We start from the raw sequence: 26,380 nt of genomic DNA, 5'->3' as shown, positions 1-26,380 counted from the left end.
AGTCTCCTCAAACAGATTTTCGTAACCGACGCAGGGATTGCGCCAGTATCGCTATATACAAGCCGGAAAAGATCAGCAGTACACCGGTAAGGTGGTACCAGCCCAGTCTTTCACCGAGAAAAACAGTTGCCAACAGCAGGCCGAACATCGGCATCAGGTGAATGAACAACCCGGCCGTGGCCGCGCCCAGCCTTTCAACTCCGTAATTCCAGAACAGGAACGACAGGATCGACGGAAAGATCGCCATATAGATCACGGTCCAGACAAAGGGTTCCGTTAATTTGAAGGCTGTACTGCCCCCCTGTTCCCAAAGCATGAACGGAAACAATACGACGACCCCCACCAGCACGGAAAAACCAAAGAACGTAAAACCATCCAGTGCAGCCGGCTTCCAGCGCAGGCTGAGGGTATAAAGCGACCAGCTGAGCATGGCCAGGAAGATCCACAGATCACCTCGATTGAAATCGAACGCGGCCATCACTTCCAGGCTGCCGCGACTGACAAGCACCAGTACCCCGCCGAGCGACAGCGCCACGCCCAGCCATTGTCTGGGGCTGGCCGGCTCGCGCAGAAACAGCGCCCCCAGTAACAGGATGACTACCGGCACTGCGGACTGCATCAACATGGCATTGGATGCCTGGGTATGCTGCACGCCGAAATATACCAGTGTATTGAAGCAGCCCACTCCCAGAATGCCCTGCACCGTGAGTAACGGCAGATTGTCTCGCAGCACCTGACGCAACCGCCAGGCCCGCCCCAGCCACCAGGGGGCGATGATCAGCAGCGCCAGAGTCCAGCGCAGAAACGCCAGCGTAAACGGCTGCAGATCGAGATGAATGGCACGGGCCAGCACGAAGTTGCCTGCCCAAAACAGGGTGGTCAGTACAAGCAGTAGATAAGGCATCAGAGGGCTTCCCGCTCCTGTCGCCGCAGTAATCGAGCCAGCAGACTGTGGGGCGGATCCTCGCCCGTGATCACGTAATACAGCACGTTGTAGTTGTTCACCGTCCACTCCATCTGGCGCAATACATTACCAAGCCCACAGCAGAGAATTTCGTCGCCCTCCTTCAGCTCGGTCAGCTCACCCGGGAGTATACGGACTCCATCAGCGTTACGCAGCAGCAGCGCAAAACAGGGCAGCATCTTGTCCCGTTGCCGTGGGTTACGGTACAACACCCGCAGCGGAATTTTATGTCCCTGCTGCAGCATGTTGACGACAGCCGGCGAATTCTCTGCATCAATCCGGATTGACCAGCTGTCGAGCTCATCATCTCCCACTGTGTTGCTCATGCGATTGAGCAGCTCATGTGCCCAAACATTGCTTTCCTGCTGCAGATGCTGCAAAAACTCCGACAACAGCGGGGTTTTCAGCTGCGCCAGTATCCGATTGGCAATGATTCGCCCCGGCTCCATGACATAGTCACAGCGGGAGTGACGAAACACCAGCGCATTCTGATGCAGATTCTGTCGCACGACTGTGGTCAGTTTCGGATTGAGTTCTCGCGCTGTCATGATGATGGAGAGGTTATCGGTGTCACTGTCAGTACCGGCAATGATGCCTACGGCGCTTTCCACACCGGCTTCAATCAGAGTATGTGCCTCGGTCCCCACCCCAACCACAGCTCCCTCAAGCGGGGTAACGCTGTCATGGTCTGGGTCGATGATGGTCATATCCATTCCCTCTGCCGCAAACGCTGCTGCCAGCGCTCGGCCAAAGCGACCATAACCACAGATAATCCAGCGTCCTTCCGCATGCTTGTACGCACTGGAGAGTTTGCGGTGACGAGGATTCATCAGCCAGTCATACACCAGGTGCTTGTGCGGAGATCGTGCCGCCAATGCCAGATAGTCCGCATAGGCACGGAAAGGATCAACAATCATGTCGGTGCCGAACGAGGCCATGTTGGCGGTGGTCAGATCCGAGTTGGTACGGGTAATGACCTGGCGCTTGGGGACCAGCAACTTACTGGCGATGGCAACGGCCAGATTCACCCTGTCGTGGTTGGTAAGCGCCAGGACCCCGACACATCTGGGGTGCTGCAGACCTGCGTGATCCAGCACATCCGGCAAGGACGCATCGGCGCAGAGTGCTGGCACCGGGGTTACAAGATTATCCAGCTCAAGAGCGTCAATTCGATCTTGATCGACATCGATAACGACTACACGTATACCTCTTTTTACCAGCCGCCTCACCAACAACCGCCCGGTCACACCATAGCCACACACCAGATAAAACGGCTCCTGCAGATCGCGCACCTGACTTCTGAAGCCGCGCAGCCGCATCAGGCGGCCGAACATGGGCTCCTGCAGTACGGCCAACATGGTACCGATACCATACAGCCAGGTGATGACTGTTGCATAAATGGTAAAGGTGACCCACATCCGTTGTGCATCGGTGAATTCGTATGGAATCTCGCCAAAACCGATCGTCGTGCCCATATAGGACACGAAATAGAAGGCATGGAAGAAATCCATGTACCAGACATTGCCATCGGCATCCTGGCCGGGAATCAAGGTCATGCCGAAAATCGACACCGCATACACGCTGATCAGCGTGATCAACGGCGTCCGTAGTCGGCGCAGGAACAGAAACAGCAGGTTGTTCATGCGCTCAGCGCCGTACCAACGCGGTTTCAACCACCAGCAGAACCGCCGAGATCACGTTGGCCACCAGCGCCCCCGCCGCAAACGAGACCACACTGGCCATCAGTTTGGGTGTCATGCCACTGGCGGCCATCTGTTCTCCATACCCCCAGATGCCAGCGGCGATGATCAACTGCAGATCGGCAACCAGACTGGTTGCCAGCATCAAAGCACCCAGATGGGTACGATCACCAAACTTGAGGACGGTACAGATCAGACTTACTACCAAGGCAGCAAACAGCTCAAATACATCATGGTGTTTTATATTGTCGATCTCACCCAACACAAAACCGAAGTTCAGTGTCAGCGCCAGTACAATAAAAAACGCGAAGATTACCTTTTCCCGGTTCATGGGTATTCCTTGAAAGTCAGTGTTCCAGTCGGATTGCACTTGGCACCCGTATAAACGCATCATAGCGAATGCTGCACGGGAATCGAACCAATTTACCCCCGCGCAGTCGTAGATGGCAGACATTCACCCGATCAGTTTCCAACGAGGTCACATGCAGTCACTTTTCCGTTTCCAATTCAGCAAGGCCTTGATGCTGCTGGCCATGCTGCTGTTGAGCCTGACGGTACAGGCTGAAATCATTCAGAGCACGCTCGACACTCGATCATACCGACAGTTTGAACTCGACAATGGCCTGAACGTGATTCTGGTGTCCGACCCTGATGCCGATAAGGCAGCCGTATCGATGAATGTCGGAGTGGGCTCAAATGCCAACCCATCCGACCGACCAGGGCTGGCGCATTTCCTTGAACACATGCTGTTCCTGGGTACCGAAAAGTATCCTGAAGCAGGCAGCTACCAGTCCTTCATCAGCTCCCATGGCGGCAGTCACAACGCCTTTACCGCCTACGAAAACACCAACTACTTCTTCAGCGTGGAGGCTTCGGTCCTGCCTGGTGCACTGGACCGCTTTGCCCAGTTTTTCATAGCGCCGCTGTTCAGCCCTGAATACGTGGACCGGGAACGGCATGCCGTTGAGTCTGAGTTTCAGGCCAAGCGCCGTGACGACAGCCGACGCAGTTTCGAAGCAAGCAAGCAGGTATTGAACCCGGAGCATCACTACAGCCGTTTTGCCGTCGGCAATCTGAAAACCCTGTCCAACACCAGCGACAGTGAAATTCGTGATGCACTGATCCGCTTCTATGAGCGTTATTACTCCGCCAATCTGATGACGCTTGCCGTACTTGGCACCGAGTCACTGGATACACTGGAACAACAGGTCAGGAAAGATTTCGCGGCCGTACCCAACCGCAATGCCAAACCTTTTGTTGACACGGCACCACTGTTCGAAGCCGATCGTTTGCCGGCGCAGCTCAATATCGAAACATTGCGCGATACGCGCCAGCTTAGCCTGAGCTTCCCCATGCCGTCCTACCGTGAGTATTGGCAGCAGAAGCCTCTTTACTACCTGAGTAGCCTGATTGGATACGAAGGCAAGGGCAGCCTGCTGAGTTATCTGAAGCAGGCCGGCCTTGCCCGTGGCCTGTCGGCCTATCCCGCACTTGATCTGCCCGACAGTGCCATGCTGCGCATTCAGGTCGACCTGACCGAGCAGGGCCGGGAGCAAATCGACCATGTCACCGCGTCGATATTCAGCTTTATCGAGCTGCTGCGCCGAGACGGCATCGACCCTGAGCTGTACCGTGAAGAGCAGCAGCTGGCCGAGGTGCAGTTCCGTTTCAGAGACAAGCTGGACCCAACTCACCTGGTGATGCAGCTGTCGCAGGCCGCCGGTCGCTACCCCACTGAATACCTGCTCAAGGGCGACTATCATCTTGGCGAGTTCGATGCTGAACTGATCAGCCGCTATCTTGATCGCATGACACCCGACAACCTGCTTCTGACACTGGAAGGAAAAGGTCTGAAGACCGAGCAGATCGAGCCGCTTTACAACACCGCCTACGGTATTGATACGATCGCAACCGACCGCCTCCAGCGCTGGCGTGAGCCAGCTGTACTGGATCAACTGCAGGTGCGTGGTCGCAATCCGTTTATCGCCTCCGACTTCAGCCTGATTGACAGTGCAAATCAGACAATTCCCCAGGAAGCATGGTCTGAGCCCGGCGCTCGCCTATGGTATTTGCCCGACAGCGATTTTGAGCGTCCAAGGGCAGACTTCTACTTCACTCTGCTCTCACCTGTTGCCAACCAGGGCCCTGAGCAGGCGCTGCTGGCCAGCCTTTACACCCGCATGGTAGAAGATCAACTCAACGAAACGCTGTACGACGCGTCTCTTGCGGGACTGTCCGCCAACCTCTACCCACACCAGCGTGGCATCAGCCTGCGCCTGTCCGGTTTCAATGACAAACAGGCGCTGTTGCTCGAAAAAATTCTGCAGGCGTTGCGCCAGCCATCCCTCGAACAGGCTCGCTTTGACCGCATCAAACGCCAGCTGCATGAACAACTCAATAACAGCCTGAAAGACAAGCCTTATAATCTGGCTTTTGATCAGCTCTATACACGATTGATGCGAAGCTGGTCTACCGAGCAGAAGCTGGCCAAACTGGAATCTCTCTCGCTGAGCGACCTGGAAAAATTCTACCCACTCCTGTTGCAGCCGGCAGAACTTAGTCTGCTTGCACATGGCAACCTGAGCCGTGACCAGGCGATCGAAATGGCCCGCAGTGTCCGCAAACAGCTTCAGCCCAACAACTCCCCCTGGCAAGCAGTACCTGTCGAGGTTGTACTGCTGCCTAAAAACGAGTTTCTGATCGGCAACCTTGAAACCGAACATCATGACTCCACCGCCCTGCTCTATCTTCAGGGACCCGATGAAAGTCTGAAAACACGGGCCGCGACTGCGCTGATCAACGAGATCATCAGTACACCGTTCTACACCAGTCTGCGGACGGAAAAGCAGTTCGGTTACATTGTTTCCAGCCAGTTCATGCCTCTGCGCGAGCGGGCCGGGGTAGCGCTGGTCGTTCAGTCACCCAACACGGACCCTATCCGGTTGCACGGTGAATACAAGTTATTCCTGCAACAGATGCTGGAGCAGTTGATCACCATGCCACAGGAGGAGTTGGATCGTTATCGCCAGAGCCTGCTAAGCCGGATCAACCAGCAGGACAATGACCTTCGCACACGCAGCGACCGACTCTGGCGTGAGATTGACCGGGGCAATCATGATTTTGATACCCGCGAGCAGTTGAGCGAGATTACCCGCGAGCTGAGCCGGGCAGACCTGTTGCAGACTATGGAGCAGCTGCTGCAGCGACAACTGCTGATACGCAGCTTCGGCAGCTCGGTTGAGCATGAAATCAGTTCGGAAGCGATGCAGGATAGTGCCGAACGGCTGGATACACTCAAGCAGGAGCAGCTGGGTGCAACGTTGCCCTACCCCGGGTCAGGCAGCTGAATCAGCTCCACATCGGGCTCGGGCTGCGGCTCGGGCTCCGATTGTGCCGGCACCTCAATGAAGGTTCGACCCGGCCCGAGAACCTCAAGCCCGGGCTCAGAGCCTGACTCCGCTTCGGTAATAACCTCCAGCTCATCATCACGCCCGCTCCACTCCGAGTCACCGCTGTGATCATCGCCCAGATAGACTCCGGGAATCGCCTTGACCTCATCAGTGCAGATCCGCTCAAACACACAGCGCTGAATCGCGGCATCCAGCCGGATCTGGTCAAATACCAGGTCTTCGCCCCGCAGTACTACCTCAACCTGAGGCGCTACCACAACCTCCTGCACCGGCGGCGGATCGGAAGGGTAAACAAGCTGTACCGGCGGCAGCGACGTTTCCCGGTTGGTGAAAGCCACCTCACGCATGCTTTCCCGGTCATAGTCTCCCCTGGCCATCCCTTCGTAGGCATCACGCCCATGAACCTGGCCGCCACTGTAGCGGTCCACCCGGGTCACATCGTAGGGAAGTGGCTGCCTTTCAGCTGCTGCCGGCTGCAGGCAACCGAGTACCAGCAGCAGGCCACTAGAAATACTCGCCCGGGTAGATCGATTCGGCATAGAGTGCCAACTCCTCCAGAATGTGACGGTCCCGCTCCGACAGAGTGCCGGACTGGGCTATTTCATTCATCTCATTGAACAGCTGAGGCAGACTGTAACAGCCGGCGTCGCCCTGCAGCAGTTTACGGCTGCGATATTCTTCCCAGCGCACCGCTTCTTCTTCGGTCAGCGTGTACTCAAAGTTACGTGCCTTGTAACGCAGCAGCATCTCTTCCAGCCGCGGGTCCTGAAACGGCAGTTGCAGCCCCGCCAGCGCGTCCGGTTCAGACTCACGTACCTGTTCCATCAATGCTCGGTCATGGTCCGAGAAAAAGCCGCCGCTGTACAGCATGTGGTCAGGATCACCATCGGCTTCAGGCATGGGTGAGTTAAATATATCGGCCACCTTGGCGGCCACTCCAGTTTCATTTCGCAGCATCTGCAGGTGACGACGGCAGGTGTCCCCGTCTATCTTCAGCCGTTCGGCTTCTACGGCCGTGAGCATCCCTGCCGGAGCAATAATCGGACACTTGTTGGCCAGCACCTGTTTGAGTGCCAGTTGAGGGGCATCTGCCGGCAGTTCGTCACGCCGGGTGTACATCAGCGTCTGCAGTGAGGCCACATCAAGATCGAACAAAGGCGTTGGATCGACGCGCAGGTCCCACACCAACGTGCTGTTGCGATTGCTCGGATGCGAAGCCAGCGGTGCAACGATGGCGGCATTGCCCCACTCTGCCGGATATTTGGAGGAGATGTGCAATACCGGTTTCATCCTGGCCACATCCAGTTGGGCCTGAATCGCACGCTTGCCACGGTTTTGCAGTACATAATTGAACAGCTTGGGCTGCCGCTCCTTGACCAGTTTGGCAACCGCAATGGTGGCATATACATCCGACAGTGCATCGTGCGCACTGCCATGGTCGATGCCATTGGCACGGGTCAAGTCTTCCAGCCGCATACTCGGGCGGCCATCCTCGTACAGAGGCCACTCGATACCTTCCGGTCGCAGCGCGCGCGTCAGCCGTAACATGTCGATGATATCCCAGCGTGAGCAACCGTTTTGCCATTCACGAGCATAGGGGTCATAAAAATTGCGATACAGTGTGAAGCGCGTGATCTCATCATCGAAGCGAATACTGTTGTACCCCACCCCGCAGGTACCGGGGCGGGCCAACTCGGCATGAATGCGTGCGATGAACTCGGCTTCGGTCACCCCCTCTTTCAATGCGGTCTGGGGCGTCAGGCCGGTGACCAGACAGGCTCTGGGATGCGGTAGCACATCCTCGGAGGGGCGACAGTAGAGCATTACCGGCTCATCGATAATGTTGAAGTCCGCATCGGTTCGGACACCGGCAAACTGCAGCGGGCGATCCCGCGCCGGATCGATACCGGTGGTTTCGTAATCGTGCCAGAAGAAGGTTTCGGGGGTCTGCGCCGCCATTGGAGGTATATCTCGACTTTTTATAGGGGTAATGGTTAGATCAGCCTATCGATCAGATTAACATTTCAACACTCAGGGATCATCTGCATGCTGACCGACACTCAGGACCTGGACACTCAATGCCCCTGCGGCTCCGGCAAACCTTTTGTTTTCTGCTGCGAACCTGCCATCAGTGGCCGTAAGCCTGCGGCAACGGCTGAAGCCCTGATGCGCTCGCGCTATACCGCTTTTGCCATTGGTGCAGTGGACTATCTGGTGCAAACGACGGCCGCAGCCAAGCGCTCGCCACAGGATGCCGAGTTGTTGGCCGAACAGACCCAGATCACCACCTGGACCGGCCTGGAGATTGTCACCACGGAAGCGGGACAAACAAATGACGAAACAGGTCTGGTCGAGTTCAAGGCTGCGTTTGAGAGCCCGGAAGGCGGTGCCATCCTGCATGAACGCTCCCGCTTCGAGCGTGAATCCGGGCTTTGGGTCTATCTGGATGGTGAAGTTGAACTGATCCCCAGCTGAGAACATCTGTCTAAACTTCCACCAGCTTTGGCCGATATGACTCCTATCACCAGAGGAATCCGGTCATGCAGATCCAAAGTCACAACCTGCAACTTGCCAGCGATCGCAACTACAGCCGCAGCGAAGAACAGCATGAGCAGCTGCGTATCGGTCGAGTCAGCCAGGACCCCGTAACCGGTGCACGCAAGGTCGACACCCTGTTCGAGGCCAGTCACATCGAGCGCCGTGAGTTGCTGACCTATTCGGCAGGCTTGGCCATGAATGCCAAAAACAGCAATAACGAGCCAGCATCACCCGTAGCAGCACTGACTCGTGGCACTCCGCTTGAATCAACGACCGAAACCGCTCCCCCAGAGGCGCCCTTCGAATTACGCCTTGAGGCCTCAGACCAGTTGAAGCTTGAGCTGATCACCCGACTACACAAGGCGATCACCGGCAAGGACATTCGCCTGCAATTGATCGATCCTGCGTCTCTTCAGCACGCAAGCGGCGCTGAAATCAGTGCCCCCAACCAGGCAAAACCGGCAGCAGATACACCTGAAACACCTGCAGAACCACAAGTCGGCCTTGAATACCAACGCCACAGCCGCATCCATGAGCAGGAGTCCACCCGTTTCGAGGCCAGTGGACAGGTCATCACCCGCGATGGCCGTCGTATCGATATCAACCTGTCTCTGCAGATGGCGCGCTCGATTACGCAGGAAGAGCACGAAATTCTGCGCATCGGCGCTCGTCTGTCAGACCCACTGGTGATCAACTTTGACGGTGATGCGGCCCAGCTGAGCCAAACCCGGTTTGAATTTGACCTGGATCTGGACGGGCAAGCTGATCAGGTACCGACTCTGGCGGGAAACCGTGCATTTATTGCACTCGATCAAAACTCCGACGGCGTAATAAATGATGGATCGGAGCTTTTTGGCGCTCGATCCGGCAACGGCTTTGCGGAATTGGCCCAATTTGACGAAGATGGCAACGGTTTTATTGATGCCGGTGACAGTGTCTTCTCCCGCCTTCGGCTCTGGTCACCGGGTGCAGAAGGACAGGGCTCACTGATGACACTGGCCAGCAAGAATATCGGCGCAATCTGGCTCAACGCCGCTGATACCGAGTTTTCTCTGACGTCGGGCATGACAGAAAGCCGACTTGGAGTGATCCGTTCAAGCAGCATTTTCCTATCAGAAGATGGCCGGGTTGGCACTGTTCAACACGTTGATCTGAGTATCTGAAAAAATTTGTCCTCAGATATTGTCCGTATTCAGCATCTGTCAAGGCTTTTCCTTGCACTACCCTGACCGGTAGAATAGGCGCCCGCCCGCTCATCTGCATGAAAATGGATGCCGGGACTCTTCTCCGGTAGTGGTGACTGATGTTTGCAAACCTGTTCAAGCCAAGATGGCGTCATTCAGATCCTGAAGTGCGCTTAAGTGCCGTCAGCAAACTATGTCCGGACCAGCCTGACCAAGCCAGAATCCTGTGTCAGCTGGCACTGCATGACGACAACCGCCAGGTCCGTATAGTGGCGGTTGGACGTCTGAGTGACACGGACTCTCTGCTAGACGTGCTATCGCACTCCTCCGACCCTGAAGTCCGTGAACAGGCAGGGCTGCGCGTCAGCGAATGCCTGAACGGTGAAGGCTCCGACAGCCTGAGCGAACTGCTCAGGCGACTTGACGATGCCGATACCCGTACCCAAATTATCATCAATGTCAGCAGCGAACAGTTGCAACAAAGCGCCCTCAACTGCATAGATGACGAAGCCGTGCTGATGCAGGTGGCTCTGCATGCCCGCCTGGCTACCATGCGCCGTGAAGCGGCCGAGCGCGTAGAGCGAGCCGACCTGCTGGAAAACCTGCAGCGTCAGAGTCGTGGCCGTGACAAAACCGTACACCGCATCAGCCGCGACAAGCTGAACCGCTTGCGCGAACAGGCCCGACTTGAAACCGAACATGCCAATCGGCGCACCCAACTGCTGCAACAACTTGAACAGCTTGCCGTGGGAGCCGACCTGCAGTTCTTGCATGCCCGCTCTCAAGCGTTGTCGCAGGAGTGGCAGCAACTGCCGGCTGCCGATAATGACAGCAACCGCCTCTTTACACAGTGGATCGAGCAGATACAGGCCCGACTTGAGGCCGCAGCAGAAGCGGAACGACAGGAGCAGGAACAACTCAAACAGCAGGAGCTGGACCGGCACGCGTCGCATGAGCTGCTGGCAGAACTGGAAGCGTTGGTTGCCGGCGATGTAATTGAGGCAGAGGCCCTGCAGAGCCTGCAGCATCAATGGGATGAATTGAACAGCCGTTACGAACCCGCCAGCGAGCAGCGTCAGCAGTGGCAAAGCCTCAGCCAAAACGCCGAACACTGTATGGCGGCAAGTGAACGGCTGCAGCAACAAAGCCCACATATTGAATCGCTGCTGCAACAGCAGGATGGCAGCCCGGAACAAACACTGCGCCGAGCTCAGCGCCTGCTGCGCTCAGTCGAGTGGCCCGATTCACGCCCACTCCCAACGCTGCTTCAGTCGCTGAAGGAACTGATCACACAGCTGCAGCAGACAGTTAAACAGATAAATGCGCAATCCAGCCGGCAGGAAGATGAACTGCTCCAGCAGTTGCGCTTGCTGGAGCAGCAACTTGATCAGGGCGAAATCAGCACCGCCGAGTCCACCCACAAAAGTCTTGCGCGGCATGTTGAACAGCATTCCGGTTTGCCTGAAAGCCTGGATTCACGCTACCGCCAACTTACTGCAAGGCTCGCCGAACTTAAGGATTGGCAAGGTTTCGCAGCCAACGGCAAGAAGGAAAAACTGTGTCAGCAGATGGAATCGCTGGTCGGAGCAGAACAGCCCCCACAGACATTGGCCGACCAGATACGTGCATTGCAACAGGAGTGGAAGGAGATTGACCACACTGATCCTGTGCATTCACAAAAGCTGTGGAAACGCTTTCACGATGCTGGCGAAAAAGCCTATGCACCCTGCCAGGCGTGGTTCAGCGCTCAGCGGCAGAAGCGTGAGCACAACCTGAAGCAGCGACGCGAAATCTGTAACCAGCTCGACAGCTTCATCCACGGTATGGACTGGAGTCAGGCCGACTGGCATGCCGTCGAAGCAATCGGCCGTACCGCACGCGAGGAGTGGCGAACGTTCTCGCCGGTTGACCGGGCACCCGGCAAACCGGTACAACAGCAGTTCAATAGCCTGCTGCGTGATCTCGATGGCCGTATTCGGGCTCATCGTCAGGCGTGTGCCGAACTGAAAGAAAGCATTATTGCTCGCGCCGCCGAACTGGCAAGCGCAGAGGATATCGAAGCCGCCGCCAGCGAAGCCAAGCAGCTACAACAGCAGTGGAAAGCAGCCGGCGCAACCTTCCGTAGCCGCGAACGCGGGTTGTGGCAGGCATTTCGTGAACAGTGCGACCTGATTTTCAGCCGACTCAAACAGGCCCGCAAGGCGCAGACTGCCAAGAAACCATCCCCTGCGCGTGAAATACTGCTGTCCGGGACACCTCTGCAAGCCTTGCAAAGGCTGGCTCAACTGGCCGAGCAGGCAGAAGAGGAACTGGCTGAAACCGCACGCTCGGAAACGCTTTCTACCTTGTTGACGGAAGCGGTTACCGGCCCTTCTCCCGGTCAGCTGTGGCGCGAGCGCATCGGCCAGCGACTGGAAGCGATCCGCCTGATCAGTGCGGGCAACCGCTCCATCGATCAGCAGTTGGCCCTGTCTGAAGCTCAGGCGCGTGAGTTGTGTATCCGACTTGAGATCATGCTCGGACAACCCACACCTGAAGAAGATGAAGTGCTGCGCATGGAATACCAGATGGAGCGGCTCGGCCAAGCACTGGCCGAACAGGATGACGAGCCATCTGAAGCGGCCCTGCAATCCCTTGAGCTGGAATGGCTGACACTGCCGTTTGCATGGCAGTTTGTTGACCTGCGCAAACGTTTTTCGGACATACTGACGCACGCATCATGATGCAGATGGGTGGCCTGTGGCCACCCATCAACAGAAACACCCGTCCTGCATATCTCTTCAGGCGACGACCATCGCCATACCGGTCAAAGCGATTGCCCCACCGGCTACACGGCTGAAGAGCGCTGCACGCGCTTCAACTCCGATCTTGCCCACCAGCATACCAGCCAGATGCAACGCCAGTGTGGCCAGCATGAAGCCGGCGGCATAGCTAAAACCACTGGCATTAAGCGGCATTTCAGCGCCATGAGCCAAGCCATGGAATAGCGCAAAGCTGCCTGCGATTGCCATGCAGACAGGTGTTACAAAGCGTGCAGCAAAAGCCAGCAACAGCCCCAGAACCACTACGGACAGGCCAATTCCCTGTTCGGTGAACACCAAAGAAACACCAGAAAGCGCCAGCAGATTGCCCAACAGCATGGTGGCCACAAAGGCCAATGGCACCAACCAGAGTGCACGGCCACCCAAACGGGCAGCCCAAAGCCCCACAGCCAGCATCGCCAGCAAGTGATCAGCACCACCTACCGGGTGCGCCAGGCCACTAATAAAACCCGATACTTCATGTCCCGTGTGCGCAAGCGCCACGCCCGGCAACAGTGCGACAGTCGCAATCAGTGCTTTTTTCATCGTTATCCCCTTCATAATTGAATTCAATCACACCACCGCATGGGCCGGTGGCAGAGTTTTGGCTTCCAGCATGCCTTCGCTGATGATGAAACCGATAATGTCGTCCAGCCCTTCAGCCTTTTTCAGGTTTGCGAAGATGAAGGGGCGATCACCGCGCATCTTGCGCGCATCCCGATCCATTACCTCCAGCGAGGCTCCCACCAGCGGTGCCAGGTCGGTTTTGTTGATAATCAACAGATCGGACTTGGTGATCCCTGGGCCGCCCTTGCGCGGAATCTTGTCACCGGCCGAAACATCAATCACATAGATGGTCAGATCAGACAGCTCGGGGCTGAACGTGGCGCTAAGGTTGTCACCACCGCTTTCGACAAATACCACATCCAGTACTCCGTGGCGCGCCACCAGCTGATCGATCGCCGCCAGATTCATCGAGGCGTCCTCACGGATGGCCGTATGCGGACAGCCGCCGGTTTCTACCCCAATAATGCGGTCGGCACTCAATGCCTCATGCTCGGTGAGGAATTTGGCATCCTCCTGAGTGTAGATATCGTTGGTCACCACGGCGATATCGTAATACTCGCGCATGGCGGCACAGAGCGAACGCAGCAACGCCGTCTTGCCGGAGCCCACCGGCCCCCCTACTCCCACTCGTAATGTCTGTTTCGGTTTGCTCATGTTGGTTTCCTCTTCTCAACGGCGGCTCTTCAAGAGCGAAACAGCCGTGAATACTGTGTTTCGTGACGGCTGCTGGCGATTGCCAATGCGGGCAGGCCAGCACCGATAAAGTCTTCTTCAACGCTTTTTGCGATCTCGATCGCCTGCGGCAGTAACGGTTGCAGGTCATTCAGCAGCTGCTGTGCCTGCGTCTGTCCCAGTGGCACCAGCTTGGTGGCGGCGGCCACCTGATTTTCCAGCCAGGACCAGCCCAGTCCCAATGCGGTGGCACCAAACTCTAGCCCCCAGTGCTTCGCGGCAAAGGCGAACAGCACGATGAAACTGACCTCCTGCTGCAGCACCTGTGGCACGTCAATGCCCAGGTTCTTCAGCACCCGTCGCAACGCTTCGCCCATGGCGCCGTCGGTCAGGCGCAACTCGCGGGTCTCGCGACAGGCCAGCGACAGGTCGTTCAACGACTGCCAACGTCCATCGCTATCAGCCTGCATAGCCAGCTTCAACAACGGCAGATCGGTCTTTGCCTGAGCATGCAGCAATTGCAGCTCCAACCAATCCGCCACCTGATCTGCCCTGTGTATCCAGCCACTGTCGATGGCGTACTCAAGCCCCTGCGAGAAGGCGTAGCCGCCCACCGGCAGGCTGACGCTGCTCAGCTGCAACAGGCGCATCAAGGCATGGTCAGTGGTCGTGATGGTGCGCATGGCCATGGGCATAGGCTCCGGATTCCGGCATAAATACCGCTTCGGCCTGCCGGGTTTCCAGCCCCAGCAGCTGCAGCATCTCCTCCAGTACATGATCCGGCTTGATCCTCAGCCAGCGATCACCTACTTCAATGCGCACATGGCGGTTGCCGAGGTGGTAACAGGCCCGTGCAAAAGTGTTCCAGTCATCACAGCGCGCCTCCAGCACCGACTCTTTGGCCCCTTCGACCAAAATGTGACGCCCACAGGATGATTTCAGGTATTCACCAACTCGCAGCGGCTTGCCCCGTTCCAGGAAGACACGCACCTCTTCACCGGTATCACTGACCAGCTTCAATCGGCCACGATCACGCTGGTCATGGGTCAGGCTTACTTTCGCCGCGATGGGGGCATGGCAATGGGTGCCCAGCCGTTCATGGATTTCAAACATGCGTCTCTCCTTAAAAGAGGCTGTATCGCTGCGCCAAGGGCAGCACATCAGCAGGCTCACAGGTCAGCAGCTCGCCGTCGGCCCGCACCTCATAGGTTTGTGGGTCCACCTGAATGTCCGGCTGCCAGTCATTCAAAATCATGTCGGCTTTGCTGATGTTGCGGGTATTGCCACAGGCAACCAGACGTCGACTCAGCCCCAGCTGTTCACGCAAACCGGACTCCAGCGCTGCCTTGCTGACAAAGGTGACGGAGGTTTGTGCCGCCGCCTTGCCCTCGGCACCGAACATGGGTCGGTAGTGCACCGGCTGCGGCGTCGGGATGGAGGCATTGGGATCGCCCATGGGCGCCGCCGCAATCATACCCCCCTTGATAATCATCGCCGGCTTGATGCCGAAAAATGCCGGCTTCCACAGCACCAGATCCGCCAGCTTGCCGGACTCGATGGACCCCACTTCATGGGCCACCCCATGGGTGATCGCCGGATTGATGGTGTATTTGGCGACATAGCGGCGCGCGCGAAAATTATCGGCTCCCAGTACCCTGTCTTCCGGCAACAGCCCGAACTGGCATTTCATCTTGTGCGCCGTCTGCCAGGTCCGCGTCACGACTTCGCCCACACGTCCCATCGCCTGAGAGTCGGACGAAATCATGCTGAAGGCGCCGCGATCATGAAAAATGTCCTCAGCCGCGATGGTCTCCTTGCGGATGCGGGAGTCGGCAAAGGCCACATCCTCGGGAATGTTGCTGTCCAGATGGTGACAGACCATCAGCATGTCGAGATGCTCATCCACGGTGTTGACCGTGTACGGGCGCGTGGGGTTGGTCGAAGACGGCAGTACATTTGAATAGCCTGCTGCACGGATGATATCCGGCGCATGGCCGCCACCGGCCCCTTCGGTGTGATAGGTATGGATGACGCGGTTCTTGAACGCCCCCAGGGTGTCATCCACAAAGCCGGACTCATTCAGGGTATCGGTATGGATCGCCACCTGCACATCGTACTCTTCGGCCACACTCAGACAGCAGTCGATGCTGGCTGGTGTGGTGCCCCAGTCCTCATGCAGCTTGAGGCCACAGGCACCGGCATCCAGCTGTTCACGCAGCGCTCCGGGGCGACTGGCGTTGCCCTTGCCGAGAAAGCCCAGATTCATCGGCATCTGGTCGGTGGCCTGCAGCATCTTGCCCAGATACCAGGGCCCCGGTGTACAGGTGGTTGCCTTGGTACCGGTAGCCGGGCCCGTTCCACCGCCGATCATGGTGGTCACGCCAGACATCAGCGCCTCTTCCACCTGTTGCGGGCAGATGAAGTGGATATGGGCATCAATGCCACCGGCCGTCAGGATGCAGCCTTCGCCCGCGATCACTTCAGTGCCGGGGCCTATGACGATGTCGATACCATCCTGAATATCAGGGTTGCCCGCCTTTCCGAGGGTATGAATCCGCCCCTCCTTCACGCCCACATCGGCCTTGACGATGCCCCAGTGGTCCAGAATGAGGGCATTGGTAATCACCAGATCCATGGCCGTGTCGTTGGTCACCTGACTCTGGCCCATACCGTCACGGATCACCTTGCCACCGCCGAATTTCACTTCGTCGCCGTAGGTGGTGTAGTCCTTTTCGACCTCAATCCAGAGTTCGGTGTCGCCCAGTCGTACCCTGTCCCCAACTGTGGGGCCGAACATCTGGGCATAGCTGTGTCGATCCATTTTGGCCATCAGTTGTGCCCTCCTGCTGAGCTTCCGCCTGCTGCAGTGTCCAGCGGTCCCATCACCTCGCCACGGAAACCGTAGATGGTACGGCTGCCGGCATACTCGACCAGTTCCACTTCCCGGCCCTGTCCAGGCTCGAAGCGCACGGCAGTACCGGAGGCGATATTGAGGCGATAGCCACGGGCCGCGTCACGCTCAAACACCAGCGCCGGGTTCACTTCATAAAAATGGTAATGGGAGCCGACCTGTACCGGTCGATCTCCGTGATTTTCCACCCGCACGCGTATGGTCTTGCGACCAACGTTCAGTTCAATCTCGCCGGCGGCTGTCTGAATTTCTCCGGGAATCATGGGATTCTCCTGTTCACACAATCGGTTGATGCACGGTGACCAGCTTGGTGCCGTCGGGAAAGGTCGCTTCCACCTGCACCTCGTCAATCATCTCCGGCACGCCCTCCATCACCTGATCGGCACTGAGCAGGGTCTTGCCGTAGCCCATCAGCTCCGCCACGGTACGGCCATCACGGGCACCCTCCATGATTTCCATGGAGATGTAGGCCACCGCTTCCGGGTAGTTCAATTTCAAGCCACGCTTAAGGCGGCGCTCCGCCAGCAACGCTGCCGTAAATATCAGCAGCTTGTCTTTCTCTCTTGGCAGCAGTTCCATCGGTTTCTCCTCCAGCCCACCTGCTGTGGGTCTGTTCAATTCAGGTCGCCCAGATGCGTGGGGCGCAGGCCTCGCGGCCGATCAGTTCTGGCCGAATCAGGCCCCAGCACTGTTCCAAACACAGCCGGGTGCGCTCCGAGCAACACCCCAATGTTCGGATCAGCAGAAACTCGCCACTGAGGCTCACGCCCGCCAGCAGCTCGTCTCGTTCGCAACACGCTCGCAGCGGCTCCAGCAGTGGCTCAGCCTGTTCCGGCGTAAACGGCCCCGCTACCAGCAGCCCGTTCACCGGCTGTCCCTGCAAGCCCGCCTTTCCCATCAGCAACGCCGGGCTCCGCCCATCGATCATCAGCTGTTCGCGCAGCAGGATGCGGCCTTCTCGGCGAATCTGCAGCCGTTGCTGTAGCTCACCGCGGCCAAAGCCCTCGCCCTGTGCCGGCAGCCCCAGACTGGTCACCTCCCAGCCGATAAAGCGGGCATTTGTGGCCAGCTCTACATCCACTTCCAGCCGGGTGCGAGCACCCGGGTAAAGAATGGTCTCCAGCGGCAGCCACTCAAGGCTGCAGCCCTCGCCCACCTCCAGCCGCACGCGCTGGTGCTGCAGGGTACGGTCAGGACGGGCGCGGTAAACGCGACCGGCTCCGGGGGTGGTGATCAGTGCCGCCGTGTTCGGCTCTAGGCGCGCTTCAATCTCCAGCAGGTCGCCAGAGACCATTCCGCCCGGAGGGTGCAGCAGGTAGAGGTGCGCCAGATCAGGACCTTCCGGGTAGAAGGGCTTCTGCAGATGCAACGGGCCGAAGCGCTCGGCACTGGCGACACGGCTGCCACGGGGCGTACGCTTGATGCCCAGCGACAGACGGGCATGCCAGCGCGAGGGCGCTGTGGTGCCGTTATCCGAGCCTGGTCGTGGCATCAGCGGCATGTTCATCCTGCACTCCTCAGACCGCCAGATACTGACGAATCAGCTCATCATTGAGGTTATCCATGCGATCTGCCGCGACAATCCGCCCCTTTTCCATCAGGCGGAACTCCTTGCCGACACGTCGGGCAAAGCCGAGCTTCTGCTCCACCAGGATCACGGTCAGCCCCTCCTCCTCGTTGAGCTTGAGGATGACGTCGCCAATCTGTTTGACGATGTTGGGCTGGATGCCCTCGTTGGGCTCATCCAGAATCAGCACCTTGGGATCAAGCACCAGCGCACGGCCGATGGCCAGCTGCTGTTGCTGACCGCCGGACAGATCTCCGCCACGACGGTGCATCATCTCGCCCAGTACCGGGAACAGCTCAAAAATCTTGTCGGGAATATCCCTTGCCTTGTCCTTGCGGATCGGCAAACCGATACGCAGGTTTTCCTCAACCGTCAGCAGCGGAAAGATGTCACGCCCCTGAGGCACGTAGCCAATACCGGCACGGGCACGATATTCGGCTGGACGCGTGTGCAGCGCCTGCCCTTCCATCAGGATCTCGCCGCTCTGAATCGGCAGCAGCCCCATCAGGCACTTGAGCAGGGTGGTCTTGCCGACCCCGTTGCGGCCCATGATGCAGGTACAGGACCCCTGCTCTATTTCCAGATCCAGATCCCAGAGGATCTGGGTACCACCATAGAGCTGGTTTACATTGTGGATGGAGATCATGCGCCCTCTCCCAAATACACTTCGATGACGTCACGGTTGTTTTGCACCTGCTCCATGGTGCCCTCGGCCAATACAGTGCCTTGATGCAGTACGGTGACGGTACGGGCGATGCTGCGCACAAACTCCATGTCGTGTTCCACCACCACAACGGTGTGCTCGCCCGCCAGTGAGGTCAGCAGTTCAGCGGTTTTTTCGGTTTCTTCCGCCGTCATGCCCGCCACCGGCTCGTCAATCAGCAGCAGTCGCGGCTCGGCCACCAGCAACATGCCGATCTCCAGCCATTGCTTCTGACCGTGCGACAGTGCACCGGCTCGCATGAAGCGCTGGTCCTTGAGGCCGATGGTCTCCAGTACCCTGTCGATCAGATCCAGCTCGCGTGGGGCCAGGCGCGCCATCAGCGTTTGCCAGATCCCCTTGGCTGTCTTCAGCGACATCTCCAGGTTGTCGAACACCGTGTGCGCCTCGAATACCGTCGGCTTCTGGAACTTGCGACCGATGCCCAGCTGGGCAATCTCCGGCTCGGATTTTTCCAGCAGGTTGATGGTCTGGCCAAAGTAGACACTGCCCTGGTCGCAGCGCGTTTTGCCGGTGATGACGTCCATCAGGGTGGTCTTGCCAGCCCCGTTGGCACCGATCAGGCAACGCAGCTCGCCATCATTGATATACAGGTTGAGATCATTCAAAGCCTTGAAGCCATCAAAGCTGACACTTAACCCTTCCACGTACAGCAGCACCTGATGCGATACATCGACCGGGGCTGCCGGCGGGATCAGAAAGGGCCAGACGCGGTCGGGGCGCATCAGTTCGCGCGCGTTGTCCAGTGCGGTCATGAGTGCACCTCCTGTTTTACTGCCTTGCCGGCCTTGTTGTTACGACGCGCTGCCAACTGTCCTCGCAGCCCGACCAGTCCCTTGGGCAGATAAAGCGTTACCAGAACGAAGAGCGCCCCCAGTGCAAACAGCCAGCCTTCCGGCATAATGGCGGTAAAGCGGGTCTTGGCGTAGTTGACCAGGAGTGCACCGATAACCGCGCCATACAGCGTGCCGCGCCCACCCACCGCGACCCAAACCACCACTTCGATGGAGTTGAGCGGCGAGAACTCGCCCGGGTTGATGATGCCGACCTGAGGCACGTAGAGCGCACCTGCCATGGCCGCAATCAGGGCGGAAAAGACGAACAGCCATACTTTGTAGCGGTCGGTGCGGTAGCCCAGGAAACGGGCACGGGCCTCGCCGTCACGGATCGCCACGATCACCTTGCCCATGCGGGACTTGAGAATCAGATGACTGATGACATACACCGCGCAGAGCACCAGCGCCGTGGTGACAAACAGGGCCACGCGGGTGGTATCGGACTGCAGATCGAACCCCAGAATCTCCTTGAAGTCGGTCAGGCCGTTGTTGCCGCCAAATCCCATCTCGTTGCGAAAGAAGGCGAGCATCAGCGCATAGGTCAACGCCTGAGTCATGATCGACAGGTAGACACCGGTCACACGGGAGCGGAATGCCAGCCAGCCGAACACGAACGCCAGCAGCCCGGGCACGGCCAGCACCATCAGCATGGCAAACCAGAACTGGTCCATGCCCATCCAGTACCAGGGCAGGCTATCCCAGTTGAGGAACACCATGAAGTCCGGCAGATCCGGGTTGCCGTACACGCCACGATCACCGATCTGGCGCATCAGGTACATGCCCATGGCATAGCCGCCAAGCGCGAAGAACGCCCCGTGGCCCAGACTGAGGATGCCGCAGTAACCCCAGATCACATCCACCGCAAGCGCCAGCATCGCATAGGAGAGATACTTGCCCAGCAAGGTGATGGTGTAGGTGCTGACGTGCAGCGGCGAGCTTTCCGGCAGCATCAGGTTGGCCATTGACGCCAGCGTGGTGACGCCAAGCAACACGATCACGAATGGCAGTACCCGGTTACCGGGGGTACGACCGGCGGCAAATAGCTGAGTCAGCCAGTTCATTCAGCCGCCCTCCCTTTCTGCGGGAAGAGTCCCTTGGGACGCTTCTGGATAAACAGGATGATGAAGACCAGCACCAGAATGCTCGCGAGGACGGCACCGGTGACCGGCTCCAGGAACTTGTTGGCGATACCGAGCGAGAACGCCGCAACGAGCGTGCCCCACAGGTTGCCCACGCCACCAAACACCACCACCATGAAGGAATCGATGATGTAGGACTGGCCCAGATTCGGCCCCACGTTGGTCAGCTGGCTCAGCGCCACCCCGGCGATGCCGGCGATACCGGAGCCCAGACCGAAGGTCAGCGCATCAACGCGGCCGGTGGGAATGCCCATGGATTTGGCCATGCTGCGATTCTGGGAAACAGCCCGCACATTGAGACCCAGCGAGCTTTTCTTCAGCAACATCATCAGCGCAAAGAACACCAGCAGCGCGAAGGCGAGGATATAAAGACGGTTCAGCGTCAGCGACAGGACCGGGTTGATCTCCCAGGAGCCGCTCATCCATTCGGGCGATGCTACCTGACGGTTCAGTGGCGAAAACACCGTCCGGACCAGCTGCTGCAGGATCAGACTGACCCCGAAGGTTGCCAGCAGGGTTTCCAGCGGGCGGCCATGCAGATGACGGATTACCAGACGTTCCAGCAGTACACCGGCCATGCCGGACACAACGAAAGCGGCCGGAATGGCAACCCAGAGCGAATATTCGATATGGTTCGGCATCAACAGCTGTACCACGTAAGTGGTGTAGGCCCCCAGCATGATCATCTCGCCGTGAGCCATGTTGATCACGCCCATCACGCCAAAGGTAATCGCCAGACCAATCGCCGCCAGCAACAACACGGAGCCGAGGCTCAGGCCGAAAAACAGCTGGTCGATGAAAGCGTAGAACTCAACCTTCTGCTCGATTCCAACTAATGCCTTCTGCGCGGCCTGCTGTACCTGAGGTGAAGGGTCGTTGTCGGCAATGCGGTTCAGCGCGTTGCGCACATCACCTTCAAGGCTGCCCTCCAGCTGGCCGATCGCTTCAATGCGGTCCGACGCTTCTGCAGCGGTGTTGAGGCGGTTCAGGGCCAGCGCCATGTCCATCACCTCACGGACGTTTGCGGCGCTTTCATTCAGGCGCGCCTCACGAATGACACTGAGGGTATTCGCATCCAGGTCAGACAACAGTGCACGCACGGCGCTTTCACGCACCGATGCACTGGCGGAGCCCAACTGAAGGCGTGCGATAGCATCACGCAGATGGCCTCGCAGACGGTTGTTGACGCGAATTTTCTTGATCTCACGACTGGACAGCGGTTCGATTTCCACACCGCTGAGCATGTCGATGAAGGTATCCTTGCCGGCCGATTCGGTGACGGCAATCACCTGGCGGCTGGACTTGATGAAATACAGATCCCCCTCCAGCAGATGGAGAAACAGCGGTTGCACCGCCTCCCCCCCTTCGGCTTCCAGGGTTTCGAGCACCGGTATCGTCTGGCTCAGGGACGCCTCGGTCAGCGCCTCCAGATGCGGAGCCAGCGCGGGTGGCAAAGGTTTTTCGGCGGCCGTTGCCGACAACGACAGCAGCAGGCCGAAGCAGTAACAGCAGATCGCCAGTAATCGTTTCACGGGGTCACTCCAGAAGTTGTGCAGGCGGCCCCGTCAGACGGGGCCGCTGAGAGTCGATGGATCAGTTGGCCTGACCACCACAGGACTGGGTTTCCACGTTGTAGTTGCCGCATGTGATCGGCGCGGTCCAATCAGCAATCAGATTTTTGGAGCCCGGCAGGAAGTCGGACCAGGCATCACCCGCCACGACACCTTCGGTCTCCCAGACCACCTCGAACTGACCGTCGTCCTGAATTTCACCGATCAGCACCGGCTTGCTCAGATGGTGGTTCTTGTTCATCACGGCAACGCCGCCAGTCAGGTTGGGTACTTCCTGGCCGATCATCGCCTGCTCGACCGCGTCCACATCGGTGGTCCCGGCAGCCGTTACTGCCTGCGCCCACATGTTGAAGCCGATATAGGTAGCCTCCATCGGGTCGTTGGTCACACGCGAGTCATCACCGGTAAACGCGTGCCATTTCTGGATAAATTCGCTGTTGAGGTCAGTATCCACGCTCTGGAAGTAGTTCCAGGCGGCCATGTGGCCGACCAGCGGGCCGGTGTCGATACCGGACAGCTCTTCTTCACCCACGGAGAAGGCCACCACCGGGATATCCTCTGAAGAGACGCCCTGGTTGCCCAGCTCCTTGTAGAACGGCACGTTGGCATCGCCGTTGATGGTGGACACCACCGCGGTCTTCTTGCCGGCACCGCCAAACTTCTTGATATCGGAGACAATCGACTGCCAGTCGGAGTGACCGAAGGGGGTGTAGTTGATCATGATGTCCTCTTCCGCCACGCCCTTGGACTTGAGGTAGGCTTCGAGGATCTTGTTGGTGGTGCGCGGATACACGTAGTCGGTACCGGCCAGCACCCAGCGCTCAGCACCCAGCTCGTTCATCAGGTAATCCACCGCCGGGATCGCCTGCTGGTTGGGAGCAGCCCCCGTGTAAAAGACATTTTTGGAGGACTCTTCGCCCTCATACTGCACCGGATAGAACATCAGGCCGTTCAGTTCTTCCAGTACCGGCAGGACCGACTTGCGGGATACCGAGGTCCAGCAGCCGAAGATGACATCGACCTCTTCCTGGGTCAGCAGCTCACGCGCTTTTTCGGCGAACAACGGCCAGTTCGAGGCCGGGTCTACCACAACCGGCTCAAGCTGTTTGCCCAGCAGTCCGCCCTTCTTGTTCTGTTCCTCGATCATCATCAATACGGTGTCTTTCAGCGTGGTTTCGCTGATCGCCATGGTGCCGGACAGTGAGTGCAGCACACCCACCTTGATGGTATCCGCCGCCAGAACATTGAAGGACAGAGAAGAAACGCCAATCGTCAGAGCAACGCCGGCAGCCAGTGATTTGATCTTCATTGCAGTACCCCCTTTGGTTCCGCATCCGTGCAGTGCGGGCGAAACCTTCGTTATCGGTCAGGCCTCGACGAGGCCGGGAAAACAACTCAGTGCCTGACCGATTATTCCCAAGGGGGGCAAGAGGGGGTATGCGCGCAATGACGCAGAGGGGTACGTCAAATGACGTAGTGGACGGGGGACAGGACTTGCAGGGGGTCGCAACAGCGCAGGCAGGGGCCCTGTATACCCTGCTTATGGACCAGCGCTATAATCTCGGCCTCACTCGATATCACCCACCGGTTGAAGCCTGAACTTCGGATATACTGCTGTGCGCCCACGCCGTCATACAGAAAAAAGCCCTGCCCAACCTGATCGCAAAGGCCTGCACCCGCGAAATCTGCACAGGTACGGCTATGATTTTCCTGCACTGCTCAACAGCTACCCTCCGCTGGCCCAATATGTCAGCAAGAATGCGTACGGCAACCTGTCTATCGACTTCGCCGACCCGCTGGCGGTAAAAGCCCTGAATGCCGCGCTGTTAAAGCAGCATTACAGCATTGTTGACTGGGATATTCCTGAAGGCGCGCTGTGCCCGCCCATTCCCGGACGAGCCGACTACATCCATTACATTGCAGACCTGCTTGGCCTTGGCGCGCCTGATGCCAATCAAGCGGATGCCTCGCCCAGCGTCACCTTGCTGGACATCGGCACAGGCGCCAATGGCATCTACCCGCTACTCGCCTGCCAGCTATACGGCTGGCAATGCGTGGGTTCTGATATCAATCCACAATCACTGGATAACGTCGCCGCGATTATCGCCAAGAATCCCGGTCTGCAAGAGCGCTTCACCCTGCGTACGCAACACGACAAGAATCACATCTTTGAGGGGGTTATTCAGGCCGGCGAGTTTTTTGATGTGAGCGTGTGCAACCCGCCCTTCCATGCCTCCCAGGAAGAAGCACTCAAAGGTACCCGCCGTAAACTCAACAACCTGGCACGTAACCGCGGTGATAAAACGGCCACGTCGGCCAGGCTGAACTTCGGCGGCCAGGCAGCGGAACTCTGGTGCAAGGGCGGCGAACAGGCTTTCCTTAAGAAGATGATTAAAGAAAGCCAAGCTTTTTCTACACAGTGCCGCTGGTTCACCAGCCTGGTATCGAAAGCCGAAAACCTGAAGCCTGCCACCAAACTGATCCGCAAACTTGGCGCCGTTGACGTGCGAGAAATCGAGATGAAACAGGGTAATAAAATCACCCGCATACTGGCATGGACGTTTATATAACTGATCCTGTACGTGCCGCCATCCCGTTAAATTTCACCAGAGATCGCCAAAGCGATCGCGATGACACAGGTACAGGCGCAGCTCGAATTCCAGCTGGTGGTAATCCGGCTCCATGTGACAACAGAGCTTGTAGAACGCTTTGTCGTGCTCCTTCTCGCGCAGGTGTGCCAGCTCGTGCACCAGAATCATGCGCAGGAACGGCTCCGGCACCTTGCGAAACAGCGAAGAGATCCGAATCTCGTTTTTCGATTTCAGCTTCTTGCCCTGCACCCGCGACGCATAGGTATGCAGACCCAAGGCATTGTTGATGATGTGTATCTTGTCATCGTAGACCACCTTGCTGATCGGCGACGAGCTGCGCATATACTGGTTTTTGATCCCCTGCGCATAGTCATACAGGGCCCTTTCGGACGCCAGTTCATGCGCTTGAGGGTACTTCTTCAATAGCCAGGCGCCGGACTTTTCGTTATCCAGCAACGCCTGTGCCTGCTGCTGAACCTGCTGACTGTAGCCACTGAGGTAATTGAACGCTTTGGGCTTGCTCATGGGCCTGTCACTCACCCCAGTTCTGAATCGTTTGCCAGCTTGTCGGCCACACTCTGAATTTTATCCTGAATGCTTTGTTCCCGGTCGATTCGGGTCCCCAGACGCATGGACGAGCTGATACGCGGCGCCCCCATCTCATGGACAACTTCGTGACAGCGCTTCACCGCTGCCATGACGTCATCCCAGTCCCCTTCTATGTTGGTACCGTAGGCATGCAACTGGTGTTCAAGACCGGCATCTTCCAGCACCCGCTGGCAGGCCGTAACATACTCGGATACCGAAACACCTACCCCGATCGGAATAACACAGAGATCAATCATGACTTTCATAGGCACTCCTGCTTGGCCGTGTTGGCAAGATTACAGGCTGCCTATGTTACCTCCGTGTCGGGCAAAAGGTGAAAGGCAGCGGCCGGGATATGCTGGTTTGCGCAATTTGCAGGCATTCGCAGGAATCAGCTGATCGATCCGTGCACCACTTGGCCTGTGGACAAGCTGATCTGAGTTTCTGTGATTTCATACAGTGTATTGAAGGCCACGTGCCGGTGTTGCCTGCTTTGTCACTTAGCGATGCTCATTTGTCACTGGCAACAGGCGGGAAAATCGTTCAGTATCAGGTAACTATGGTCTGGCCGTTGCAGGATAACACGCACGGCAAAGCTGCAAAACGCGCATGCTCGTTTT

General features: G+C 57.9%; 26 protein-coding genes. 6 read left to right on the top strand and 20 right to left on the bottom strand.

The window, feature by feature from the left end; translation table 11 throughout:
- Positions 1–7: 7 nt before the first annotated feature.
- From BLV48_RS12145 to BLV48_RS12135, 3 genes are read right to left on the bottom strand one after another with little or no spacing between them, the layout of a single operon-like run.
- On the bottom strand, positions 8–904 hold the full coding sequence (locus tag BLV48_RS12145; RefSeq protein WP_091827062.1) for a DMT family transporter: 897 nt from the start codon (positions 902–904) through the stop codon (positions 8–10).
- Positions 904–2,607: a potassium channel family protein gene (locus BLV48_RS12140; RefSeq protein WP_091827061.1), complete on the bottom strand. Its 1,704-nt coding sequence runs from the start codon at positions 2,605–2,607 to the stop codon at positions 904–906. Before BLV48_RS12140 ends, BLV48_RS12145 begins: the two co-directional genes overlap by 1 nt.
- 4 nt (positions 2,608–2,611) lie before the next feature.
- Positions 2,612–2,995 carry a DUF6394 family protein gene (locus BLV48_RS12135; protein ID WP_091827060.1) on the bottom strand — a complete coding sequence of 128 codons (384 nt, stop codon included), beginning with the start codon at positions 2,993–2,995 and terminating at the stop codon, positions 2,612–2,614.
- Positions 2,996–3,146: 151 nt separating this feature from the next.
- Between BLV48_RS12135 and BLV48_RS12130 the strand changes: the two genes are divergently transcribed.
- Positions 3,147–6,011, top strand: coding sequence for an insulinase family protein (locus tag BLV48_RS12130; RefSeq protein ID WP_175527662.1), 2,865 nt, complete (start codon positions 3,147–3,149; stop codon positions 6,009–6,011).
- On the opposite strand, the gene BLV48_RS12125 is transcribed toward BLV48_RS12130, so the two are convergent.
- Both BLV48_RS12125 and sbcB read right to left on the bottom strand, forming a co-directional pair.
- Entirely contained in the window at positions 5,990–6,613 is a 624-nt protein-coding gene (locus BLV48_RS12125) for a hypothetical protein (RefSeq protein ID WP_091827058.1), read from the bottom strand. The two genes, BLV48_RS12130 and BLV48_RS12125, sit on opposite strands and share 22 nt — an antisense overlap.
- Positions 6,579–8,033 carry an exodeoxyribonuclease I gene (gene sbcB, locus BLV48_RS12120; RefSeq protein ID WP_091827057.1) on the bottom strand — a complete coding sequence of 485 codons (1,455 nt, stop codon included), beginning with the start codon at positions 8,031–8,033 and terminating at the stop codon, positions 6,579–6,581. The genes BLV48_RS12125 and sbcB overlap by 35 nt, the downstream gene beginning before the upstream one ends.
- Positions 8,034–8,120: 87 nt before the next feature.
- Between sbcB and BLV48_RS12115 the strand changes: the two genes are divergently transcribed.
- The 3 genes from BLV48_RS12115 to BLV48_RS12105 all read left to right on the top strand — a co-directional run bounded on the left by BLV48_RS12115 (position 8,121) and on the right by BLV48_RS12105 (position 12,519).
- Entirely contained in the window at positions 8,121–8,549 is a 429-nt protein-coding gene (locus BLV48_RS12115; RefSeq protein WP_091827056.1) for a YchJ family protein, read from the top strand.
- A 65-nt stretch (positions 8,550–8,614) separates the two neighbouring features.
- The gene (locus tag BLV48_RS12110) at positions 8,615–9,775 is read left to right on the top strand and encodes an EF-hand domain-containing protein (RefSeq protein ID WP_091827055.1); all 1,161 of its coding nucleotides are present in this window, start codon (positions 8,615–8,617) and stop codon (positions 9,773–9,775) included.
- 140 nt (positions 9,776–9,915) lie between these two features.
- Positions 9,916–12,519 carry a DUF349 domain-containing protein gene (locus BLV48_RS12105; protein ID WP_091827054.1) on the top strand — a complete coding sequence of 868 codons (2,604 nt, stop codon included), beginning with the start codon at positions 9,916–9,918 and terminating at the stop codon, positions 12,517–12,519.
- Positions 12,520–12,576: 57 nt separating this feature from the next.
- On the opposite strand, the gene BLV48_RS12100 is transcribed toward BLV48_RS12105, so the two are convergent.
- From BLV48_RS12100 to urtA, 13 genes are all read right to left on the bottom strand, one after another.
- On the bottom strand, positions 12,577–13,143 hold the full coding sequence (locus BLV48_RS12100) for a HupE/UreJ family protein (protein WP_091827053.1): 567 nt from the start codon (positions 13,141–13,143) through the stop codon (positions 12,577–12,579).
- 27 nt (positions 13,144–13,170) lie between these two features.
- Positions 13,171–13,818 (bottom strand): urease accessory protein UreG, encoded by a 648-nt coding sequence (ureG, locus tag BLV48_RS12095; protein WP_091827052.1) that lies wholly within the window; start codon positions 13,816–13,818, stop codon positions 13,171–13,173.
- A gap of 29 nt (positions 13,819–13,847) precedes the next feature.
- Positions 13,848–14,531, bottom strand: coding sequence for an urease accessory protein UreF (locus BLV48_RS12090; protein WP_422730698.1), 684 nt, complete (start codon positions 14,529–14,531; stop codon positions 13,848–13,850).
- Positions 14,497–14,949 carry an urease accessory protein UreE gene (gene ureE, locus BLV48_RS12085; protein WP_091827051.1) on the bottom strand — a complete coding sequence of 151 codons (453 nt, stop codon included), beginning with the start codon at positions 14,947–14,949 and terminating at the stop codon, positions 14,497–14,499. The genes BLV48_RS12090 and ureE overlap by 35 nt, the downstream gene beginning before the upstream one ends.
- Before the next feature lie 10 nt (positions 14,950–14,959).
- Positions 14,960–16,666 (bottom strand): urease subunit alpha, encoded by a 1,707-nt coding sequence (gene ureC / locus BLV48_RS12080; protein ID WP_091827050.1) that lies wholly within the window; start codon positions 16,664–16,666, stop codon positions 14,960–14,962.
- The gene (locus BLV48_RS12075) at positions 16,666–17,010 is read right to left on the bottom strand and encodes an urease subunit beta (RefSeq protein WP_091827049.1); all 345 of its coding nucleotides are present in this window, start codon (positions 17,008–17,010) and stop codon (positions 16,666–16,668) included. Before BLV48_RS12075 ends, ureC begins: the two co-directional genes overlap by 1 nt.
- A 13-nt stretch (positions 17,011–17,023) precedes the next feature.
- Positions 17,024–17,326, bottom strand: a complete 303-nt coding sequence (gene ureA / locus BLV48_RS12070) for an urease subunit gamma (protein ID WP_091827048.1) — start codon at positions 17,324–17,326, stop codon at positions 17,024–17,026.
- 40 nt (positions 17,327–17,366) lie between these two features.
- The gene (locus BLV48_RS12065) at positions 17,367–18,254 is read right to left on the bottom strand and encodes an urease accessory protein UreD (RefSeq protein WP_254775029.1); all 888 of its coding nucleotides are present in this window, start codon (positions 18,252–18,254) and stop codon (positions 17,367–17,369) included.
- A 10-nt stretch (positions 18,255–18,264) separates the two neighbouring features.
- Complete coding sequence (gene urtE / locus BLV48_RS12060) at positions 18,265–18,960, bottom strand: urea ABC transporter ATP-binding subunit UrtE (protein ID WP_091827047.1); 696 nt, start codon at positions 18,958–18,960, stop codon at positions 18,265–18,267.
- A complete protein-coding gene (urtD, locus tag BLV48_RS12055) occupies positions 18,957–19,790 on the bottom strand; it encodes an urea ABC transporter ATP-binding protein UrtD (protein WP_091827046.1) in 834 nt (277 codons plus the stop codon). The genes urtE and urtD overlap by 4 nt, the downstream gene beginning before the upstream one ends.
- The gene (gene urtC, locus BLV48_RS12050; RefSeq protein WP_091827045.1) at positions 19,787–20,932 is read right to left on the bottom strand and encodes an urea ABC transporter permease subunit UrtC; all 1,146 of its coding nucleotides are present in this window, start codon (positions 20,930–20,932) and stop codon (positions 19,787–19,789) included. The genes urtD and urtC overlap by 4 nt, the downstream gene beginning before the upstream one ends.
- Positions 20,929–22,542, bottom strand: coding sequence for an urea ABC transporter permease subunit UrtB (urtB, locus tag BLV48_RS12045; protein ID WP_091827044.1), 1,614 nt, complete (start codon positions 22,540–22,542; stop codon positions 20,929–20,931). The genes urtC and urtB overlap by 4 nt, the downstream gene beginning before the upstream one ends.
- A 61-nt stretch (positions 22,543–22,603) precedes the next feature.
- Positions 22,604–23,890, bottom strand: coding sequence for an urea ABC transporter substrate-binding protein (gene urtA / locus BLV48_RS12040; RefSeq protein WP_091827043.1), 1,287 nt, complete (start codon positions 23,888–23,890; stop codon positions 22,604–22,606).
- Positions 23,891–24,197: 307 nt separating this feature from the next.
- On the opposite strand from urtA, the gene rlmF reads away from it, so the two are divergent.
- Positions 24,198–25,151 carry a 23S rRNA (adenine(1618)-N(6))-methyltransferase RlmF gene (rlmF, locus tag BLV48_RS12035; protein WP_091827042.1) on the top strand — a complete coding sequence of 318 codons (954 nt, stop codon included), beginning with the start codon at positions 24,198–24,200 and terminating at the stop codon, positions 25,149–25,151.
- Positions 25,152–25,184: 33 nt separating this feature from the next.
- On the opposite strand, the gene BLV48_RS12030 is transcribed toward rlmF, so the two are convergent.
- Positions 25,185–25,697: a M48 metallopeptidase family protein gene (locus BLV48_RS12030; RefSeq protein ID WP_091827041.1), complete on the bottom strand. Its 513-nt coding sequence runs from the start codon at positions 25,695–25,697 to the stop codon at positions 25,185–25,187.
- A gap of 11 nt (positions 25,698–25,708) precedes the next feature.
- Positions 25,709–26,026, bottom strand: coding sequence for an MTH1187 family thiamine-binding protein (locus BLV48_RS12025; RefSeq protein ID WP_091827040.1), 318 nt, complete (start codon positions 26,024–26,026; stop codon positions 25,709–25,711).
- Between the two features lie 140 nt (positions 26,027–26,166).
- Here BLV48_RS12025 and BLV48_RS19215 point away from each other — a divergent pair.
- Positions 26,167–26,380: hypothetical protein (locus BLV48_RS19215; protein WP_217633009.1), on the top strand; the 214-nt coding region annotated here is incomplete at its 3' end.

It is taken from the genome of Marinobacterium iners DSM 11526, from assembly GCF_900107855.1.
Lineage (GTDB): Bacteria > Pseudomonadota > Gammaproteobacteria > Pseudomonadales > Balneatricaceae > Marinobacterium > Marinobacterium iners.
The sequence above is the reverse complement of the archived record's forward strand: the minus strand, read 5'-3'. Positions and strand labels throughout refer to the sequence as shown.